At 59.2% G+C, this 20,106-nt stretch carries 19 protein-coding genes and 2 pseudogenes; 10 read left to right on the top strand and 11 right to left on the bottom strand.

Annotated elements, in window-relative coordinates; translation table 11 throughout:
* Positions 1-88: 88 nt before the first annotated feature.
* Together GZ092_RS10950 and GZ092_RS10945 are read left to right on the top strand one after the other, a co-directional pair.
* A pseudogene (locus GZ092_RS10950) lies at positions 89-499 on the top strand (IS3 family transposase); the annotation flags it as partial.
* A gap of 42 nt (positions 500-541) precedes the next feature.
* Positions 542-1,600, top strand: coding sequence for a hypothetical protein (locus GZ092_RS10945; RefSeq protein WP_293636420.1), 1,059 nt, complete (start codon positions 542-544; stop codon positions 1,598-1,600).
* 185 nt (positions 1,601-1,785) lie between these two features.
* Here the strand turns inward: GZ092_RS10945 and GZ092_RS10940 are convergent, their stop codons facing one another.
* From GZ092_RS10940 to GZ092_RS10920, 5 genes are all read right to left on the bottom strand, one after another.
* Positions 1,786-2,166, bottom strand: a complete 381-nt coding sequence (locus GZ092_RS10940; protein WP_293636419.1) for a PIN domain-containing protein — start codon at positions 2,164-2,166, stop codon at positions 1,786-1,788.
* A complete protein-coding gene (locus tag GZ092_RS10935) occupies positions 2,163-2,369 on the bottom strand; it encodes a type II toxin-antitoxin system VapB family antitoxin (protein ID WP_293636418.1) in 207 nt (68 codons plus the stop codon). The genes GZ092_RS10940 and GZ092_RS10935 overlap by 4 nt, the downstream gene beginning before the upstream one ends.
* Before the next feature lie 106 nt (positions 2,370-2,475).
* Positions 2,476-3,051: a recombinase family protein gene (locus tag GZ092_RS10930; RefSeq protein ID WP_293636417.1), complete on the bottom strand. Its 576-nt coding sequence runs from the start codon at positions 3,049-3,051 to the stop codon at positions 2,476-2,478.
* Positions 3,052-3,449: 398 nt separating this feature from the next.
* Positions 3,450-4,259, bottom strand: coding sequence for an alpha/beta hydrolase (locus tag GZ092_RS10925; protein WP_293636416.1), 810 nt, complete (start codon positions 4,257-4,259; stop codon positions 3,450-3,452).
* Positions 4,260-4,358: 99 nt separating this feature from the next.
* On the bottom strand, positions 4,359-4,655 hold the full coding sequence (locus GZ092_RS10920; RefSeq protein WP_293636423.1) for a GYD domain-containing protein: 297 nt from the start codon (positions 4,653-4,655) through the stop codon (positions 4,359-4,361).
* 657 nt (positions 4,656-5,312) lie between these two features.
* Here GZ092_RS10920 and yghU point away from each other — a divergent pair.
* Both yghU and GZ092_RS10910 read left to right on the top strand, forming a co-directional pair.
* On the top strand, positions 5,313-6,188 hold the full coding sequence (yghU, locus tag GZ092_RS10915; RefSeq protein WP_293636415.1) for a glutathione-dependent disulfide-bond oxidoreductase: 876 nt from the start codon (positions 5,313-5,315) through the stop codon (positions 6,186-6,188).
* Between the two features lie 40 nt (positions 6,189-6,228).
* On the top strand, positions 6,229-6,861 hold the full coding sequence (locus tag GZ092_RS10910) for a glutathione S-transferase (RefSeq protein ID WP_293636414.1): 633 nt from the start codon (positions 6,229-6,231) through the stop codon (positions 6,859-6,861).
* A 199-nt stretch (positions 6,862-7,060) separates the two neighbouring features.
* Here GZ092_RS10910 and GZ092_RS10905 read toward each other — a convergent pair.
* Both GZ092_RS10905 and GZ092_RS10900 read right to left on the bottom strand, forming a co-directional pair.
* Positions 7,061-8,448: pseudogene (locus GZ092_RS10905) on the bottom strand (ISNCY family transposase).
* A 197-nt stretch (positions 8,449-8,645) separates the two neighbouring features.
* Positions 8,646-9,409 (bottom strand): IS5 family transposase gene (locus GZ092_RS10900; protein ID WP_293636413.1). Its coding sequence is split into 2 segments (ribosomal slippage): positions 8,646-9,083 and positions 9,086-9,409, totalling 762 coding nucleotides; the frame shifts between segments, so codons are not numbered across the junction.
* 267 nt (positions 9,410-9,676) lie between these two features.
* Here GZ092_RS10900 and GZ092_RS10895 point away from each other — a divergent pair.
* The 4 genes from GZ092_RS10895 (at position 9,677) to GZ092_RS10885 (ending at position 13,072) form a co-directional block, all read left to right on the top strand.
* Positions 9,677-10,492, top strand: coding sequence for a lectin (locus tag GZ092_RS10895; protein ID WP_293636412.1), 816 nt, complete (start codon positions 9,677-9,679; stop codon positions 10,490-10,492).
* A 76-nt stretch (positions 10,493-10,568) separates the two neighbouring features.
* Positions 10,569-11,213, top strand: coding sequence for an EndoU domain-containing protein (locus tag GZ092_RS21235; RefSeq protein WP_081932283.1), 645 nt, complete (start codon positions 10,569-10,571; stop codon positions 11,211-11,213).
* A gap of 441 nt (positions 11,214-11,654) precedes the next feature.
* Positions 11,655-11,981, top strand: a complete 327-nt coding sequence (locus GZ092_RS10890) for a type I restriction-modification system subunit M (protein ID WP_036803758.1) — start codon at positions 11,655-11,657, stop codon at positions 11,979-11,981.
* Entirely contained in the window at positions 11,978-13,072 is a 1,095-nt protein-coding gene (locus tag GZ092_RS10885; RefSeq protein ID WP_036803762.1) for a PDDEXK nuclease domain-containing protein, read from the top strand. The genes GZ092_RS10890 and GZ092_RS10885 overlap by 4 nt, the downstream gene beginning before the upstream one ends.
* Before the next feature lie 273 nt (positions 13,073-13,345).
* Here the strand turns inward: GZ092_RS10885 and GZ092_RS10880 are convergent, their stop codons facing one another.
* The 4 genes from GZ092_RS10880 to GZ092_RS10865 form a co-directional block, all read right to left on the bottom strand.
* Positions 13,346-14,803, bottom strand: a complete 1,458-nt coding sequence (locus GZ092_RS10880; RefSeq protein WP_293636411.1) for a cytochrome P450 — start codon at positions 14,801-14,803, stop codon at positions 13,346-13,348.
* A gap of 469 nt (positions 14,804-15,272) precedes the next feature.
* A complete protein-coding gene (locus GZ092_RS10875; protein ID WP_293636410.1) occupies positions 15,273-15,566 on the bottom strand; it encodes a hypothetical protein in 294 nt (97 codons plus the stop codon).
* A gap of 88 nt (positions 15,567-15,654) precedes the next feature.
* Entirely contained in the window at positions 15,655-15,963 is a 309-nt protein-coding gene (locus tag GZ092_RS10870) for a hypothetical protein (protein ID WP_293636409.1), read from the bottom strand.
* Positions 15,964-16,354: 391 nt separating this feature from the next.
* Entirely contained in the window at positions 16,355-17,005 is a 651-nt protein-coding gene (locus GZ092_RS10865; protein ID WP_293636408.1) for a response regulator transcription factor, read from the bottom strand.
* Positions 17,006-17,590: 585 nt separating this feature from the next.
* Here GZ092_RS10865 and GZ092_RS10860 point away from each other — a divergent pair.
* Together GZ092_RS10860 and GZ092_RS10855 are read left to right on the top strand one after the other, a co-directional pair.
* Positions 17,591-17,767, top strand: coding sequence for a hypothetical protein (locus GZ092_RS10860; protein ID WP_293636407.1), 177 nt, complete (start codon positions 17,591-17,593; stop codon positions 17,765-17,767).
* 90 nt (positions 17,768-17,857) lie between these two features.
* Positions 17,858-20,068 (top strand): ATP-binding protein, encoded by a 2,211-nt coding sequence (locus tag GZ092_RS10855; protein WP_293636406.1) that lies wholly within the window; start codon positions 17,858-17,860, stop codon positions 20,066-20,068.
* The last annotated feature ends 38 nt before the right edge of the window (positions 20,069-20,106 follow it).

Here is a 20,106-nt window from a genome sequence, read left to right as displayed (position 1 = left end):
GTCCACTTCACGGGCTTGAGTGCACACCACCAATGGAGTGCAACTGCTGCGATCTTGGGCGCCACTTCAAATTTCAGCAAGAACGGTATTCGCCGGGCTATTACGGACCATCGGCACACGTCCTGATGCTGCGCTTGTGAACACGATGTTGGACACTGCCATCGAGACGCTGGCCAACAGCGATGACTGGCCCGTCGTCCACTCTGATCGCGGTGCGCACTATCGCTGGCCTGGCTGGCTCACCCGGATGGACGATGCAAAGCTCATTCGCTCGATGTCGCGCAAGGGGTGCTCGCCAGATAATGCGGCCTGCGAGGGCTTCTTCGGGCGGCTGAAAACGGAATTGTTTTACCCTCGAAACTGGCTGGCCACAACCATTGAACAATTCATTCAGGTCGTTGACTCTTACATCCGCTGGTATAACGAAAAGCGGATCAAAATATCCCTCGGCTCACTTAGTCCCCTCGAATACCGGGATAGCCTTGGAATTCCGGCATAAACCAGTCCAAGATTTCCGCCGCACCCCCCTTTTTTTGCCCGCATGGTGCGTAACCACCCAGGCTTTATGAGCGCGTTTGAAAGCCACATTCAGCCAGACGGCGGCGCCTTTGTGATCAGCTTGAATGACGTGCTCAATTCCATCAGCTACACCGCTGATTTCGGTTTACCAAAACACGCGCTGTGTTTGGTGCAGATCCCATTGCTGGAGACGCTCTTGGCATGGCATACGCTGAGCAAACCATCGCAAGAAACGTTAAAGAGATCACGCCTTGCAATGGTGCGCTTTGTGTTGCAAGGGTATTTATGCGTCTTGGATTACGCCAAAGCCAGCGAAATAGCGATCAAAGCCTTGAAAGATATGAAGGACGCGTCACCCAGTTTCCCGGACCAAGCGCTGATGGCCGTACTGGTTGATGATAAAAACCGCTTGGCCTACCCTTTGCCTAGCCCGGCGATGTTGAGCGAAATCGAAGACTTGACAGTCTCACCAAAAGAAACCAACGGCCTGCGCGGTTGGACACGGTTTTCTTTCAAAGACGAGCCAGACAAGCAGCAATACGCCGAACTCTACAAACGCTGGTGGAACCGCACCGGACGACACACTCACCCCCTGCTGTTATGGTTGCAGCGCGAATATGTTTTTGACAAATTCGAGGAAGAACCGGCATTGGCGGGTATGGACGAAGAAACCCCGTTCGACTTCGATCACATCTTGCCATCGGCACAGTGGGCAAATTGGACCGGCAATGGTGGAAACAACCGGTTTATCGACTTTCCACTTGAGGATGCAGAGAAAAAGGTTCTGGATGATTCTGGCCCCGGGTACATCGGCAACAGCATTGGCCATATTCACGTGCTCGACAGCAGCGAAAACCGCTCATGGGGCGATGCGTCGGTGCATGACAAGCTAGAAATTAAAAATGTTGCCAAGCATGCACTGATCGCAGATGACCAGAAGGACAACTGGATGGCCGCCTCCGGCGCAGATGCCCCCCGTCACTGGGACATAAAACGGGCACTGTCCTTTCAGCAAGTTGTAGAGCAACGGGCTTTTGCGACGTATCAAAAGTTTTATGAGGATTTGCAGTGTGGAGCATAGCTGATGGCTCAATGGAGCCTATTTCACACAACAGGCAGCGATGGCTCGTGCGGCGTTGCCATGCTGCAATTTACTGTCGAGTTAAGGCCGAGTGCTGCTAACGATCGATGCGACATATCCGCTTCAAACCTTGCTGAATGAACATAACGCCTGTCGCCGCAGAGGCAAGCGGCTCAGCAAGCGGCTCAGGAGTGAAGTGCCGGGCGGTAGGCCCGGCTCAACTCGGCCGCCACGGACTCCAGCCGCTTGTCCAAGGTCCAGATCAACGTTTGATCGCTCAGAAGCGCCGAAGCCAGCAGACTTATGTCAACGAAGCCGCACCCCCGGCCGTACAGACTGCGACGCTCGATCAATTCCAAAAGCTCCTCAGGTGTCGCAAGCGGCGTGCTTTCAAGTTCGGCCAGCATGGCAATGATGGCGCGCCGGTTCGGTGGCGTCCCGCAGGCCACTTCCGTCACCACATAGGGGTGGCATACAACCCTGCCCTCTTCCAGCAAAGCCACAAGACGCTCGTTGCGCTGCTTGAAGTGGCCAACCCACACAGAGGTATCGACCAGCACGTTCATGAAGTTGGCACTTCTTCGCGCCGGCGAGGCGCGAGTTCAACATCAGGGGCCTGGCCGCCCAGGGCAGCCAGGCGGCGGGCGGTCTGGCGTTGAATGAATGCCTTGACGCATTCTCTGATCAGCTCGGACTTCTCTACGCCAGGGTCTGCAAGTGCCAGGGCCCTGGCAAAAAGTTGGTCATCAATCGTGAGTGTGGTTCGCATGGTCAGCCTTTCGCATCAAAGTGGACATCATTTTGCATCAAAATATGGCTAAAGGAAACAGCATTTACCGTTGCCCGCCCCTTCGTTCAACCTTCTTGAGGTGAAATCAAAGCTGTTTTCGTGGCTGCACGACACCCACCCGCTTGTAAAGCGTGGTGCGCGACACGCCGTAGCGCGCGGCGATGTCCTTGACCTGCGCAGCCGGATCGGCCAGCAGTGCTCGGATTTCCCGGATCTGCTTGTCGTTCAGCTTGAGCTTGCGCCCGCCCACCCGGCCCCGGGCACGGGCGGCGTTGAGGCCGGCCAGGGTCCGCTCACGGATCAGGTTGCGTTCGAACTCGGCCAGGGCCGCAAACACATGGAACTGGAGCTTGCCCGAGGCGCTGCCCGTGTCGATCTTCTCGTTCAGGCTCTCAAAGGTGATGCCACCCTGCTCCAGCTCACCGATGATCTTCACGAGGTCCGACAGCGAACGTCCAAGGCAATCGAGCCGCCACACCACCAAGGTGTCACCCGCACGCAGCGCCTTGCGGCAGTGCTCCAGTTCGACACGCTGCGACGACTTGCCCGAGGCGGTCTCCTCGTAGAGGGTGATGCATCCGGATCGGGTCAAGGCATCGCGCTGCAGGTCCAGATTCTGGTCATCGGTTGAAACGCGGGCATAACCAATACGCTTACTCATATGTTTAACAAACTATGATTGATGGATGAGTTAGTTTACACAAAAGACCCGAAAAAGGAAGCTTTTCAGGCTTCCTTCTGATGTGTCAATAAAACGACCCTTTTGTTGGCACCATGGCGCGCAGCTTGGGGCTCTTTGCCGATTTCAAGCGACCCTCACTGCGACCGGCTGCTGTGCAGCGAAAGCCGTCATTTATCCTTACCTACTTGGACTACCGAATTCGGCCAAGCCCCGACATTCGCTTGTATCCTGCCACCGGCTGCTTATGGCAGTTAGCCGACCGACAGATCAGCTCCGTGAATCTACACGAAGTGCCCATTCCTGACAGTCACAATTTGGTGGACCTGACATTTAGCCAGACGGATTAAAGAATCGAAGCAGCCGTTCCCCGCATGAGATCAGTGGTTCTGCACTGCGCGGATATGCTGGTTTATCCGCTGGGTCAACTCCTCAGCGTGAGTAACAATCATGAAATGGTTGGCACCATCTAGCGCCATGAGTTGGGCCTGCGGCAAGCGGTTCACCAGCAATTGGTTGCAGCGTTGCATCGCTAGATGGCTGGAGTTGCCACAGATCACCAGGGTTGGCACGGTCACTGTGCCGAAGTCCTGCCGTGCGGGGACCTCTGCGTAGCCACTGTCCCAGTCAAGAACATTGGTTGGGGTCTGTGCGATCACCTTGTCTTGTACCGCAGGGGGATAGGCGTCAAAAGTTCCGACTCCGCCATAGAAGTCGATCACGTGCCGTACCGCCTGCTGATCTCCGCTGCGCCAGGCGGTCACATAGCTGTCCTTCATGGCACGCACCTGCTCGCTCAACGCGGTTTCCCCATCAGACGTCAGCAGATTGAAGGCCGTTGGCTCCAGCAGAGTCAAGCTCAGCAAATCTGGTTTGCGGTGCATAGCAAGACTGAGAGCGACCCATGCGCCAAAGGAATGGGCCACCAAGTGCACAGGAGCGTTGGCCTGTGCCAGGACGGCTTCGAGCACATCCATCTCATCCTGCATATGGATACCACCCTGTATGCGCCGTTCCTGCGTTTTCCCATACCCAGACAAGCTGGTGGTAATGGTGCGGTAGTGCTCGGAAAGAGGCGTACTGATATTGCGCCACGAGGTCCCGGTGGAGAACGATCCGGGCACAAAAACAAGGGAAACCCCGGCCCCATTTTCCTGGTATTCGACAGTCCCTTTTGCATGTGTGATCATGGCTTCTGTTCCTTGTGCACCATATCGAAGCCCAAGCTTCTCGTTCAGGTAGCGCTCAGGCTGTTCCAACCCTAAAGACGCAAGTCAGTCGGCGTGGGATTAACCCAGCTTGCCCAGAATGCTGTTCATCTCGTCACGGTTAAATGCACGCAAGGTCTGCATACGTACATTGCCCGCCGACGCAATGGCCAGGCCAAATGCCGTGGCAGAGGCATCGTCTGGTGCCTCAATAATCGAAATCAAATCGTACTGGCCCTGCGTCCAATAAAGGTGCGTCATCTTGGATCCAAACTTGGAAGCGGCTTCCATCACCATGTCGGCACGCTTGGTGCTTTCTTTGATTGTGCGTATACCCTGGTCGGTAAAAGTGCAGAGTGAAATGAACGTAACCTTGATGTATCCCTTGGTGAATGCATAAGGGATCTTTCATTAGAAAGCAGTTGACGCTGACCCCCATAGCGTCAAAAAAGGAAGAAGGGAAACGGATCGTCCGAGCCCCTAGCAGCGCTCACGGAGCCAAGCGACAAGACTATTGCGGCTGTCCTGCAAGCAGACAAATGTTTCATAAATCTCACCGTCGAAAGGAATGTGCAAATCGGGAAAACTGCATCCTCTGCCCATTTCAAGAGAAGAATCTGACTCCAATCCGTCAGAATGGCAAGCCCCATAAAAGTTGGTTGACATTGCCATAGGGCCAATATTTCAGGACCCGATCCCTGCGCAAGAGCCGCAGGAATGGGCCAAACACGCAGTTTCTATTCTGTATTCCTCAAATACAGCAAATAAAAGGCTTCGGAACTGCGGTTTTAAAGCCTTTTTACCTTGAAGTGCCTTGGCACTCTGGCGCACATGCACCACTGTCCCGGCTGCCGATTCAAGTTGTCCCTCCATTCAAGCCGAAAAATCGGCGCAGCGCAAAAACTCCAGTCCTTTGAAGCGGGGACAGCCAACGTCGCCAACATGGAGGATCGAACTTCAATGGACGGCGATTCGCGTACCATGCGCTTGGAACCCTGGCCACACAAGCTTTCATCACGACAAACTACCTTCCCCATGGACAGCTCATCCTCTTACACGCTACCCAAGGTCTGGACTCATGCCAAAGAAAGCGGTGGCCGCTTTGCCAGCATCAATCGACCGACCGCGGGTCCGACCCATGACAAGGAACTGCCCGTCGGACGCCATCCACTGCAACTCTATTCCATGGGCACGCCCAATGGCGTCAAGGTGACGGTGATGCTGGAAGAACTGCTGGCCGCAGGGCACACGGGCGCCGAGTACGACGCCTGGCTGATCCGCATCCAGGAGGGCGACCAGTTCGGCAGCGGTTTCGTCTCAGCCAATCCCAACTCCAAGATCCCGGCGCTGGTGGATCACAGCGGACCGGCGCCGGTCAGGGTGTTTGAGTCCGGCGCGATCCTGCTGTATCTTGCCGAGAAGTTCGGCGCCTTTCTTCCCGCGGACGGCCCCAGGCGCGCCGAATGTCTGTCCTGGCTGTTCTGGCAGATGGGCAGCGCGCCTTTTCTGGGCGGGGGGTTTGGTCACTTTTACGCCTATGCGCCCACAAAAATAGAATACGCGATCGATCGGTATGCGATGGAGGTCAAGCGCCAGCTCGACGTGCTCGACCGTCGCCTTGCTGACAGCTCTTATCTGGCGGGGGACGAGTACACCGTGGCCGACATGGCGGTGTGGCCCTGGTATGGCACGCTGGTCAAGGACCAGCTGTACGAGGCGGGTGAATTCCTGCAGGTTCAGGCGTACAGCCATGTGCTGCGCTGGACGAACCAGATTGCCCAGCGTCCGGCCGTCCAGCGCGGTCGCATGGTCAACCGGACCGTGGGCGCGCTATCGAGCCAACTGCACGAGCGCCACGATGCCGGCGACTTCGACACCCAGACCCAGGACAAGCTGGCTGCCCCGCTTTGATGCTTCACTGACTTTCCTGCGCTTTAAGCGGAATTCACCCATGATCACCCTGTACGACTGCGCCATCGCGCCCAGCCCACGCCGCGCCCGCATTTTGCTGGCCGAAAAGGGCATCGCCCATGAAACAGTCCAGGTGGATCTGCGCAATTCCGAGCAATTGAGCGTCGCCTACCAACAAATCAATCCGCAGTGTACGGTTCCTGCGCTGCACACTGAAGAGGGGGCCATGCTGACCGACAATGCGGCAATCACGGCTTACCTGGAGGCGTGTTACCCAGACCGGCCCCTGCTGGGCATCACCCCGCACGAAAAAGCGCAAATTGCCAGTTGGAACTGGCGCGTCGAGTTCGAAGGGCTGCTGGCCGTCGCCGAAGCGCTGCGCAACAATGCGCCGGCCATGGCCAACCGGGCGCTGCCCGGGCAGGTGCACTACCCGCAGATTGCCGAACTGGCGCAGCGCGGCCTGGCCAGGGTCCAGCACTTCCTGGTCATGCTGAACGACCGCCTGGCTGAGCGCGACTTTATCGCCACCGACCGTTTCAGCGTGGCCGACATCACGGCCGTGGTGGCCGTTGACTTTGCACGCGTGGTGAAAATCAAACCCGGCGAGCAGCACCCGCACCTGCAGCGCTGGCGGGCGGCGATGGCCCAACGGCCGTCGATGTCTGTCTAAACGCGCAATGCTCAAGAGCTCAGCAGGGTGACGTATGGCCTGTGCCACCAGGCCTTGCCTTGAACTGAAAAGCTGCCGGTAAACTGAACCTAATTCTTGGAAACCACTTAGCCTTGACATGGGATGTCAATGCTAAATTCAAATGTCGCATTCGCTGCAAAGTAGAAATGTCGCTTTACGCATTTTGATCACATCGAACTCACACTGTTGTCCCTGTGCATACCTTCATGACTGCAAGTTCAAGGTCTTCTGCGGTGAACTGACTTGAGCGCTTCGTGCCCGGCTGAGCTTTTTGTGGATACGGTGGTTTTCCCTGATTGGTTCGCGAGGGGGTATCAGATTTGTGCCGGTTGTCGCGCTGGGCCTGCAGCAGCAGCGCCACCTGCAATACATGGCTGAGGCGCTTGTTTTCGACGATCGCACCCGTATCAACCTGCGCCAACCGGTCGTAGCGTTCGTACGCCAGGTTCGCGCCATCGGCCCTCAGTTCGATCCGGCCGTCGGGATACTCGAAAACATCAATATAACGGTGAATCAGTGAGCGGTTGACCGGCGTGTCCTTGAGCAGATAAATCACCCGGTCGTGCTGCAGCGTCAAGGATTTCGAGACCTTTCGCTGAAGCCGCCAAGTAAACAGCAGGTCCAGGTCTTCATCGTCGCGCACGGACCGATGCGCATCGAATTGGCTTTGCGGCGGCTTGGCAAAGCGCGCGTTGAAGTCGGCGATGAAGTGCGGTACGAACGCGTTGGCTGCCTCGCGCGTGTTGATTCCGCGCAGGCGCAGCTCTTTGACCAGGCGGTCCTGCAGCGTCAGGTTGGCACGCTCGACACGGCCCTTGGCCTGGCTGGAGTTGGCGCACCAGATGTCAATGTTCAGCTCGAAGAGCACACGCCCGAACTGGGTGGTTCCGCGGCCGAAGTCGGTCGAGTCTCGCACCGAGCGAAAGATGCTGGCCTTGTCGCTGTATAACGCCACAGGCTTGCCGTGCTGCTCAAGGTAGGCGCGCGTGGCTTCGAAGTAGGCAAAGGCCGATTCGGTAGGCACGAAGTGCAGTTGCATCAGCCGGCTGGTGGCGTCATCGATATACACCAGCAGCGTGCAAGGTGCCGAGCGGGCCTCGAACCATGCGTGATCACTGCCATCAATCTGGATGAGTTCCCCAACACAGGCGCGGCGGTTGCGCGGCTGATAAATCTTGGCCGCACGCTGTTTGCGCGGCGTCCACAATCCGGCCGCAATCATTAAAGCTCGCACGGTCTCTACGCTGAGCTTGAGCCCATGACATTCAATGAGCTTCTCGCAGGCCAACGTCGGACCAAAGTCCGGATAACGCGCCTGGATCAGGCCCAGGGCGCGCTCCGCGACTCCAATTGGTGGTTGCTGGGGCGGCCTCGTTTGCGCGAGACCAGCCCTTTGACACCGTCTTGCTTGTACCGCTGGAGCAGCCGCTCAAGCTGGCGTCGGCTGAGTCCCAGCTGCTCGGCAGCCTGGCCGACACGTGCCATGCGGTCCACCACAGCCTGGACGGTCTTGAGACGATCGGTTTCGCGCATGGACATGGTGATAGTTGCCGCAGGAGTTGACATCGCTGTACCTCGAATCCAGAAGCTGGATGAGGCAACAATGCGCCATTTCTATTTTGGACAAAAGCGACATTACTATTTAGCGCCTACATGGGACTATTCCACGATTTTCATTATGTTAATCTAGTTAACAATTTCTACTTACCTGCTGCCTGACTTGGCATCTTGGCACCCAGTACAAAAGTTACTAGAGCCTGTCATCAATTGAGCCAGACCACCGCAGCAGCCAAATGGATGGCGCCCAGGAAGTTGCGCGCTGTTTTGTCGTAGCGCGTCGCAATGGCACGGTAATGCTTGAGCCGGGCAAAGAAGTTCTCGATCAGATGGCGAGCCTTGTACAGGTGTCGGTCATGGCTGCGCTGGTGCCGGCGCGTTTTGCGGCAGGGAATCACTACAGCCTTGCCCGCTTTTTGCAGCGGTTCGATCACCCGCTCCTGTGCGTCATAAGCCTTGTCAGCGATGACCATAGCGCCTGGCGTGCCCTTGAGCAGCACGTCTGCGCCCTCCAAATCATGTGCCTGTCCGGGCGTTAAATGAAAACCGGTCGGGTTTCCCAATGCATCAACCGTGGTGTGGATTTTGGTTGTCAAGCCGCCGCGACTGCGCCCAATCGCCTCACATTGCTCAGGCCCCTTTTTTTTGCCCCCGCGCTGTGCTGATGGGCCTTGACGATGGTCGAGTCGATCAAAACGTAATCATTGTCTGCATCCTGGGCCAAAGCTTCAAAAACGCGTTGCCACACACCAGTGCGGCTCCAGCGCGAGTGGTGCAAGTGCACGAGCCGAAAGTCGCCAAAGCGCTCGGGCAGATCGCGCCACGGGATGCCGGCGCGGTAGCGGTATAGCACGGCTTCAACGAACAGCCGATTGTCCCGGGCAGTCACACCAACGGTTTCCTCGCGTCCTGGCAGCAAATTCTTGATGTGTTCCCATTGATCATTTCTTAGTGCATATCTTTTGGTCATGCCTGTCGAAATAGGGTGAGCAACCGGCTATTCAAGAGCATTAGCCTTGCTGACAATTGATGACAGGCCCTAGCCCGACGCGGTCCCCCACTCTACGCCGCACGTACGAGCCCCACGGACAGGGACAGCGTCGGGATTGATTTTCCTTTCCATTCCTAGGTGGGTGTAGTATCTTCCGATATTCCTAATGCCGTAATTCTGGCTTTCGAATACCGGAAGGATGCCGGAAATTTCGCTCTCTCCCTCTATCCGGGATAGGAGTCTGTAATGAGTTTTCCTGTTCAAACCAATCGAATTCCGCTGACGATTGTGGGCGAGGTACTACCTCCGCAACGCCAGATCGACCCGAAAGCAATCTCGCGAAGCCTGAAGGTTGTCGGGCTGAATTGCGACGACAACTCCTCGCAGTCCGTGGATAGCATGATTGCCGTCGTCAAGGCAAGTGTCCTAGCGACAGGCCAAAAGTTCCAGGTCGTTCGAGTCATAGACCCCAATGCAATGGTGACACGTGAGAGCGGCGGCACGCCTGCCAATCCATCAGATGGCTACAACTATCATATTGCCAGCCCCGAGCTGGTGTCGTACGAGTCCCAACTCAACAAGGTTCTCGATAACTTCGAGCTTGTCAGTGCCAACCACCTGTACACGGTTTCGTCAAAAAATCTGAGCCAAACGGTGACTTCGACTACCTACGGATTGATTCAGGATATTTTCAAGGCCGCGGCCTCAGTGCTTGGTGAGGTTCAAGGTGGCCATATAGACCCAGTGCAGGTCGCAGGGCACTTGGAAACGGTCATCACTGGCATCACCGAAACAAAAAGCAATGCGGTTCATGAAGACAACTCGGAATTCTGGTTCCTGACATCGCCAGTGGTGAAGGCCGAGGACGGCACGTCGAGCGTCAGTGAGGTTTCAGCGCTTTGGTATCACTACGTGGTCGATCTCAGCGACATCGGGGACAGCAAGAGCACCACTCACAAGGGCTCGGTGACCATCACGACCCATTCCGTTGCCTTCAGTGACATCGCCATGCTTGGACAGATTTGCACGCAGATCGACGCCCTCAAGGCAGCCCCGCACTGACCATGACGAGGAATACCGAGGACGTTTGACCACCCGGTCGGCAGAGCCACAGTGTGGCACTTGGGAAGGTGTAACGATGCGGATCACGAAACCGAACTTGCGATCTAGCTCATATGGGCCGGCATTGGCCCTGCTCGCCTGCACATCCCCTATTGGTGCGGCGCATGCGCAGCTGGTCTGCCCCCAACCAATTGACTCGATCCTCAGTGGACCACCTGAGGTCTGGCGCATCAACTTGAATCACATCTTCTGCGGTGAGATTATCAATGTAAACCAGGGCCAGGGCTCGGGATTTCACTCGCGGCCGCTGGGGGTGAATCCCGTGAACACGCAGCAGCGCGCCGTGTCTTGCCCCCCTCCGCCAGTGCAATCAAATGTGCGTATTAATCAGGGGGTAGTCTCGCCGGTCAACAACGGCATGTACAGCATGACGAACTTCTGCATCACGGCCCCTCGCAACGGCGGTGGCCCCTGGCAAACGCGAATCAAGGGCGTTTCCTCGATGTGGCCAGACGCCTGCACCCAAGTTCAAATCCTGGCAAGCATTAATCATGTGCGACAAAATGGAGGGGGGTGGGTCAATCTTTTGAAGTCCGGACCGAGTTCACCTGCGCCAAACAACGCAAATTATTGTTTGCGTACGGATGGAACAGCGTTCAATGTGCTCCTTATCAAGGCTACAGGCGCAGGCAGGTTAATCTACAACGCATATCCTCAATGATAGGGGTGTGGTGCGGTTTTTTGACACGGCCGAACGGCCGAACGGCCGGCGACTGCGTCGTACCGGTCATGCTTAAAGCACCGCGTTCGGCTCCTGTGCACAACATATAGACCGAATAAATGCCCCCTTTGGCCAGTTCCACTGAGAATTCTCAGGCCCATCTTTACCATCAGCCAGATGGGTGCGCCAGCGCTGAATTGATGAATTTCTCGACCATGCGTGGTGCATCGGTGCCCTCCACGGCAGACTGTTCCCTGGCGTCCCTGACTACTGGACCTGGGGTTGGCCAAAGATTCACTTTTATGCTGGCCACGCGTCAAACCCCGGCATTGTTGCCGAGCAGGTGGAACACCTAATGCGCAGTTCCGATGCTTCGATTTTCGGCCTCCATAATCCCAGGAGATAAAACAAAATAAATCCGATCCGGGAAAATGCCACGCCATGTTCGACGACATCAAGAAAACACACTGGGCGAGGGCCGACAAGCTGCGCGCCAACATGAACGGGACCGACTACAAGCACCTGGTGCCCGGCCTCATCACCGTCAACCACATCTCCGACACCTTTGCCGCTCGCCGCGCCAAACTCACGGCCTGCTTGAGCAACCCGGCCAACCCGTCTGACTGCGGTGACGCCGCGCCCGAGAACATCAAGGTCGAACTTGAAAACCGCGAGGACTACACCGAAGTCAACGCCTTGTGCCTGCCTGAGGTGGACCAGTTGCGCCTGCCCGAAGTCGGAGCAGTGCTCGAAAAAGCCTGCGCATGACACCCGCCAGCCAACCCCCGCTCGCCCTGCCCGAGGGCTACGCCGACTGGCTAACCCAACTCAAGGGCCAGATTGGCCAGGCCCGGCAACGCGCGGCGCTGGCAGTCAATGCCGAGCTGGTGCAGCTCTACGGCCGCATCGGGCGGGACATCCTGCAGCGCCAGCAAACGCAAGGATGGGGCGCCAAGGTCATCGACCATCTGGCCCGTGACCTCAAGGACGCCTTTCCCGACATGCGCGGCTGGTCGTCCAGCAACCTCAAGTACATGCGGTTTTTCGCCCTGCATTGTCCCGATGGCCAATTTGGTCAGCAGCCTGCTGACCAATTGCCGTGGTTCCACATAGTGACGCTGCTGACCCAGCTGGACAGCACTCTTGAGCGTGAATGGTACGCGGCGCAGACGCTCCAGCACGGCTGGTCGCGCACCACGCTGGCACTGCACATCAAGAACCGGCTGCAGCAGCGACAGGGCGGCGCGGTGACGAACTTTCAGGCCAGGCTGCCCGCTGCCGAGTCGGCGCTGGCCCGCGAAACGCTCAAGGACCCGTATTTGTTTGACTTCCTGGGCCTAAGCGATGAGGCCCATGAGCGGGAAATCGAAAATGGCTTGATCCGCCACATCACGCGCTTTTTGCTGGAGCTGGGCGCGGGCTTTGCCTTTGTCGGCAGGCAGTTCAGGCTAGAGGTCGCTGGCGACGAGTTCTTCGTCGACCTGCTTTTTTATCACACGCGCCTCAAGTGCTACGTGGTGGTCGAGCTCAAGGCCACAGCCTTCAAGCCCGAGCACGCCGGCCAGCTCAATTTTTACCTGGCAGCCGTCGATGCGCAGGTCAAGGCGCCCGACGACAAGCCGACCATCGGCCTGCTGCTGTGCAAGCAGCAAAACCGGCTGGTGGCTGAATATGCGCTCTCGGGCATCGACAAGCCCATCGGCGTGGCCGAGTACCAGCTGCTGCGCGACCTGCCGGCCACCTTGGAGCAGAGCCTGCCCAGCATTGCCGACATTGAAGCGGAGCTGGCAAGCGATGCGACTGCGCTGCAAGCCCTGGATAAGTCCGATAAAAAAAACAAACCGAATGACCAGTCATGAATTTGAGTTTGCGCATTGAAATCTTTCGGGCGGGCATCTCGTATCCTGGCAAAAAACAGGAAGGCTACCCGTCTGGGTGCCATTCATTTGTGTAACTTCACTCGTCATCAGCGAAAGTGCAATGGTGCTCGGGTGCTTTTCACCAGCTGGACCGCCGCACAGACACCGCTGAAGCCCCCTCCGGCAATAGCAATGCGGCTCGATTGATCAGACAACACTGTGTGCTCCATACCGCTTTCGGAAATGCCTCGACGACCACTTCTTCACCACCCGCTATGCTCGCCTGCGCAAACGCATGCGCAACCCGACGGGCGTCATCGTGAACGCCAGGCGCTCATGCGCTTCCTGCCCGTCGGGCGTGTCGACGCTTTCGATGTCGAAGTTGCCCAGCAGCGCGGCCATCGCCATCTTCATTTCCAGCAATGCCAGGTAGCGCCCCGGGCACATCCGCGGACCGGCGCCGAACGGCATCGAAATGTGCTTCGCGGCAGGGACCTGCGCCCCGGGTTCACCCTCGGCCAGCCAGCGTTCGGGCTCAAACGCTGCCGCGCGCGCAAAGCACTTGTCACTCACACTGTCGCGGCGTATCAAGTTGCTGATCATGAGCCCAGCCGGAACCTGCACGTCGCCGATCGTCATCGCATGCAGTGTCTCCAGCAAAATAATCGGCGCGACGGGTTTGAGCCGCATGGTCTCGTGCGCACAGGCTTCCACGTAGCTTAGCTGCTCCAGTTGGTCAAGCGTTGGACTGGCCACGTCGCCCACCACCCGGCGCACCTCGTCGCTGGCGCGGGTCAGCGCCCGCGGGTTGCGCCAGAGCAGGTGGATCATCCAGGCCAGGGTGTTGGCCGTCGTGTCTTCGCCTGCGAGCAGCATCGTCAGCACGTTGCCGGCCACCTGGCTGTCGTCGATGCCGCTGCCCGGTTCATCAGCGGCGGCGATCATCACTTCGAGCAGGTTGCGCGGAGGTTCGCGCAAGAGGGAATCGGCCTGCATGCGCCTTCTGGCCTGCGCAATGAAACCGGCGACGGCCGAATTGACTTCGGCAATGCTGCGCTCGAGTTGGCGGTCGGCCTCAGAGCGCATGAAGCGCCAGATCGGCACGGGCGAGAGGATGCGTTTGTTAAGGGCCGGGAAGATTTTGTCCAGGTGCTGCTGGATCACGTCGGCGTCAGACTCCAGCGTATTGACCTGCGCGCCGAATGCCAGACCGGCGATGGTGTCGACCGTGTAGCGCATCAAGTCGGCCTGCAGGTCGATCGCCACGCACTGCTCGGCGGCCCGTTGCCAGCGCCCGACCAGGCGCTGCGACACGGCCTGCAAGGCGGGGAAGTAGCGCCTGACATGCCCCGGATCAAACCCCGCCATCACCATGCGGCGTTGGCGCCGCCAGGTGTCGCCATTGGCGGCGAACACGCCGAGCGGCAAACCCATTTCGATACAGATGGCTTCGAAGCGGGTCGTGCGGCGCAGGCCGTCGGGCCGATCACGCAAGAGCGAAGCCACCACCTGATGGTCACCGACCACCAGCATCTTGCGATTGCCAATTTGCAGCTTGAACAGGGGTCCGTACTCGCCGCACCACTGTTCGAGTTGCTGGTGAAAGCGCAGCACTTCGATCTGCAATGCATTGCCCAGCAGTGGAATGCCGCGTGGGCCAGGCAGTTCGTCATAGTGGCGCAGAAGGTGCGGCGGTTGTGCCACGAGTTTGTCCGGTATGTCGGTTTGCATGATGGCCTCGCTTTCCTTCGCGGCTCATCGAGCGTGGGTCAAGGCCCAAAGCCTCGGGCCGGCCCTGGCAGGCTGCGCCGCATCAACAGATAACGTGCCCACAACACACTGTAGGCGAAGTCATTCCTCTCAAACAGGTCCGGTAGCCAGTGCTTACGGCTTTTTCCGAAATTGAAATCTTGTACAAAGGTTGTGCAACGGGTTTTTGACCTTCGCAAAGGTTCATTCTCCGGCAGGGTATGCGGCACGGTGTCGGTGGACAGGCCCATGGGCTTTTGAATCTCACTCAGTGCGTATTCGGTCCCGCCCAGGCGGGTCCTTGTCGCTTACACAGCAGCGGATCGATGGTGTGCTGGAACTCGCGCTCGCCCACCTGCAGGGCACCTGACTGTTGGCGCCGACCAGAAATTGGGTCTTGCTCACTTGGTGCTTGCGCAAGAAAGCATTTCATGGCGCTGGCAGCTCCCGCTCAAGGCTGTCCGAATGCTGGAATTGACGTGTCAAACGGCTTGAGCGGGGCTCCGTTGTAGATCGTCGGCCGGCACAGCCACATCTGCACAAACTCATGGGTCCGCTTGTCGAGGATCTGTACCTCCGTGCCCCGGATCAACATTCCGTCCGCCGTGGTCATCAGCAATTCCGGATCATAGAGGGTGGCCACCGTCTGCCTGGTGCAGCCGTTGATGAGGAAGAGGTTGGCCACCCGCATATGGCGCTTGAAGTTGTTGCTCGAACCATCCCAGTCGCGAACCTCCAGCGTCAAGACCTGTGGCCTGGGCCATTCTGACTGCTGGAGCCTCATGCCGCTGCGCCTGAGGACGGTGACCTCGCAAAGCATGCGACGGCTTGGGTCAGGCCAGCCCGGCCAGCTTGGCGACGCCGACAACCAGCGCGGCGCCAGCAATGATCCAGACCAGGTTAGCGGGATCGGCATCCTTCCCGGCATGGTGGTTCAAAATACCTTTCGCAAAGCCTAGGGCGACGGGCGCCAAAACGGCTGCCCTCAGGCCAAAAGGCAGGGTGACCGCCGCACACGCCGCGCCGATCAATAGGTGAACACAGGGCGCCGCAGCGTGGAGGCGCCAGTTTTGTTGTTCGTCGGTTTTTTCCGCTATGCACGACGCCAACAATACGGATCGATAAGACGACTGGGTAACCATGGTGACGCTCCCCGGGTGTTAGATGAAAAGCCAATGCAACTAGCTTTTCAAAATATACGCCGTTACGGCAGAGCTTTGCGAACAGGTGCGTAGCCCGTTTGCCCTATGCTCTATGCCCTAACACCCCAGGCGCTGCGATAGCGCGACCCCAGGCGCTGCGATAGCGCGACCCCAGGCGCTGGCGCTGCGGGGATCAGGTCGGTACACAACGCGCCTTCAACCGATCAAGGCCGCTGTAGCGCGGCGCGACCTGGTGCCCGAGGCAACAAGTGATCGGGCCGGCTGATGACCGCAATGCATACGCTCGACAAGACAGACAACCAGCACGAGGCACCTGCCCTGTGGTGGAATCTCTGATCGATGGGCGCTGCAAAAGGCGCTTGGGGCGGCGTTAGAAAAGTCCGTGGGTCGCAGCAAAACTCACCGCATGGGCGCGGTTATGCACATTGAGCTTGCGATAGATGTTCTTGATGTGCGTGTTGACGGTTTGGCTGCCGATGCCCAGGCGCGTGCCGATGTCCGTGCTGGTGTGGCCCGCGGCGACGAGCGTGAGCACGGCTTTCCCACGCTCGGACAGTACGTCCCTGGCCTTGTGAGGGTTCGCCGCAGCAGGCGCGCTGCCCCCTGCGGGCTCGAATTTGCCCAGAAGCCTGCGCGCCAGATTCGGCGTGATGGAGGCGCCGCCATTGACGACCTGGAGCACCGCTTGGGGAAAGCTGCCGAACCGGGAATTTTTCACCGGGTAGCCGGTGGCGCCAAGCTCGAACGCTCTCAAGGCGTGCTGCGCGTCTTCCATCGCCGAAATGACAATCGCCTCGGCTGCGGGGCGCACGGTTTTGAGGTGCTCCATCAGGGCAAAGCCGGTGCCATCGCCCAGGTTCAGGTCCACCAGCAGGACGTTAAAGTCGCTCTGGCTGATCAGCTGGCGCCCTTCGCGCACGCTGCTGCCTTGCCCCACCAGGCAGACGCGCCGATCGCCCAACAGTTCGCGGGCGATCTCGCGGCGCATGGGCGCATCGTCATCGACCAGCAGCACGCGCACCGGCTGCTAGGCCTGGCCGGTGAGAAATCCCGGCAACACGGGCTGCGCGGCGCCATGCGGGGTCACATGGTAACTGGCCGACGGCAAGGCGCTCTTGATCAAAGAATCGGGGGGTTCTTTTGATTCATTACAAATTTCCATACGTTTCCCGTGAGGTGGCTGTCCAGCAGAGTGTTCTTCGTGACCGTTCTACCGGCTGTCCGGCGCGCTATGAACTCTGGATCGGAATGGGTAGTTTTCCAGCGAGAAAAGCTTGTCCATATCAAGGGGGTAACAAATTTATCCAAAAATACTATTTTATTGTTTCACTTTTTACTATTTTTTGCTTCAGCTTATTCCCGCTGTTAAAGCCCCTGAAACTCGTGACAAAGCTGCCTATTCAAGAGTGACACTGCGCAGACATGCGCTGCAAGGACGAACGCGAACCGCTTTCATGGGGTGCCCCATCGGCGTGATTGGCGGCAAGCGCGGTCTTGACGAAACTAGGCTCGACCTCCCCCGGCAGGGGACTTGGCCGCCATGGAACCGGGCGTGCACCGGCCCTGTGCAGCGAACCCCTCCACACCGATGGACAAGGAAGTGCCCATGCTTTTTCCCAACCGCCCCGTCAACTGGGACAACCGCGACTACCGCGCTTACTGCGACCACAGGACCCGCCAGAAGCGTCGCCTGCGGCTGCGAATGTCCATCGGCGTGGCGCTCGCGCTGATGGCAGGCATGGGGCTGGTGGCTGCCCGATTTTCCACTGTGACCGTTTGGTGAAGGCCCATCGTAAGCTGCACAGCCCTCGCGTCATGCGCCGTCCGTTTTACGTCAGCCTGAAAGTGCATCATGGCCCATGACTGACCAACCATGAATCAAGCCGCGCTGGTGCCGGCCGGGCCGGACTTTCTGGCGCATGTGGGCCAGATGGGCGTGCTCATTAAGGCCCAGGATTGGAGCGCGCACCCGCTGGGCTCGCCGCAGGGCTGGCCCGGCGGTCTGAAGGCCGTACTCGCAACCGTGCTGGGCAGCCCAAAGCCGATGTATGTGCTGTGGGGTCCGGAGTTTGTCTTCTTTTTCAACGACGCATACGCGCCCATGCTGGGCCAACACGGGAACGGCGCGATGGGCGGGGCGTTTGCCCAAGTCTGGCCCGAGCTGTGGGCCGACTTCGCGCCGCTGCTGCGCCAGGCACTGAGCGGCCAGGGGTCTTCCTACGACAACATGGCGCTCACCCTGGCCCGCCACGGCTACCCCGAGCCGACCTGGTGGACGTTTTCCTTCCTTGCCTTGCGCGACGAGCACGGCGCGGTCGTCGGCGTGCACTGCATCTGCACCGAGACGACGGAACTGGTGCGCGCGCAGGCGCGCCAGGCGTTTTGGTTTGAGCTCGCAGGCGCCCTGCGCGAGGCCCACACGCCCAAGCAGCTCAAGGCGTTGGCGGCCGAAACGCTGGGCCGGTACCTGGAAGTGAGCTGCGTCGGCTATGGGGAGGTTGATGCAGCGGGCGAGTGGATGCAGATTCACCACGACTGGACGGCCGAGGGCTTTCCCAGCGTGGCGGGAACCCACCGGCTTGACAAATTCGGCCCCTTGATGTTTGCCCAGCTGCGGGCTGGCCGAACTGTCGTGGTGACCGACAGCGCCACCGACCCGCTGACCGCTGGAACGGCTTACGCGTCCGCTTACCAGGCCGTCGGCACCCGGGCGTTCATCGATGCCCCGTTGATCAAGGACGGTCGCCTGGCCGTGATCTTTTTTGTCATCGACTCCATAGCCCGCGTCTGGACGCAGGGCGAGCAGGCGCTGGTCGAGGAAGTGGCCGAGCGGACGTGGGCCGCCCTGCAGCGGCTGCAGGCAGAGCTCGACCTGCGCCTGACCCACGCAGTGCTCGACCACCGCACGACCGAGCTGCTGCACACGGAAAATGCACTGCGCCAATCGCAAAAGCTCGACGCGCTGGGCCAGCTCACCGGCGGCGTCGCGCATGACGTCAACAACTTGCTGGCGGTGATCGGCGCCTCAGCCGAGCTGCTGCGCGGTCCGGGCCTGGCCGAGGACCAGCGGGGCCGGTACCTGGACCGGATCTTCGACACGGTCGCGCGCGCGGCCAAGCTCACCGGCCAGCTGCTCGCTTTCGCCCGGCAGCAGCCGCTTCATCCCGAAGTGTTCAACGTGAACGAGCAGGTGCAAGGCGTGCTCGATCTGGTGCGCCCGCTGATGGGCGAGCAGGTCGCTATCGAGCTGAAGGCCTGTGGGGTGAACTGCTGTCATGCCCAAGCCGACATCAGCCAGTTTCAAACCGCACTGGTCAACCTGGTCGTCAACGCGCGCGACGCCATGGACGTCAAGGGCCGCATCACCGTGCAGGTCCAACCGGTCGACCGTCTCCCGGCGGGCCCGGGCCGGGACATGCAGCCAGGCGATTTCGTGGCCATCTCGGTGCGTGACACCGGCTGCGGCATTGCCGCCAACCAGTTTGAGGCGATCTTCGAGCCGTTTTACACGACCAAGGAAGTCGGCAAGGGCACCGGCCTGGGCCTGAGCCAGGTGTTTGGCTTTGCCCGGCAGTCGGGCGGCGAGATCGCGGTCACGAGCGCGCCGGGCCAGGGCGCGGTCTTCACGCTGTACCTGCCACGGGCGCAGGGTGCGCCCACGGCGCCAGATGCGGTCCCGACGCTTGACGCGGGCGTCCATGACCCGGCCGCGCAAGCCACGGTGCTGGTCGTGGAAGACAACGAAATCCTCGGGGAGATGGCGTGCGAGATCCTGGCCAGCCTGGGCTACCGCGCGGTCTGGGCGGCCAGTGCTGCGCCGGCGCTGGTGCTGCTGGCGAGAAGCGAGAAACACTTTGACCTGGTGTTTTCCGACGTGGTCATGCCCGGCATGAACGGCATTGAACTGGGCCTGGAGGTGCGCCGGTGCTATCCTGGCCTGCCGGTGGTGCTCACCAGCGGGTACAACGCGGTCATGGCCAGGGAGGGACCGTACGGGTTTGAACTGGTGTTGAAACCCTACACGCGCGATACCCTGGGGCGCGCCGTTGGCCAAGCCCTGGCAGGCAAGACTGGCCAGTGGTGATGGCGCCATGGAGCGGCATTCATTTTTTGATCTCCATG

Origin of the sequence: Polaromonas sp., from assembly GCF_010365105.1 — a bacterium.
In the GTDB taxonomy this organism is placed as follows: Bacteria; Pseudomonadota; Gammaproteobacteria; order Burkholderiales; family Burkholderiaceae_C; genus Polaromonas.
Note: the sequence above shows the minus strand (reverse complement) of the source record. Positions and strands in the feature narration are given on the sequence as shown.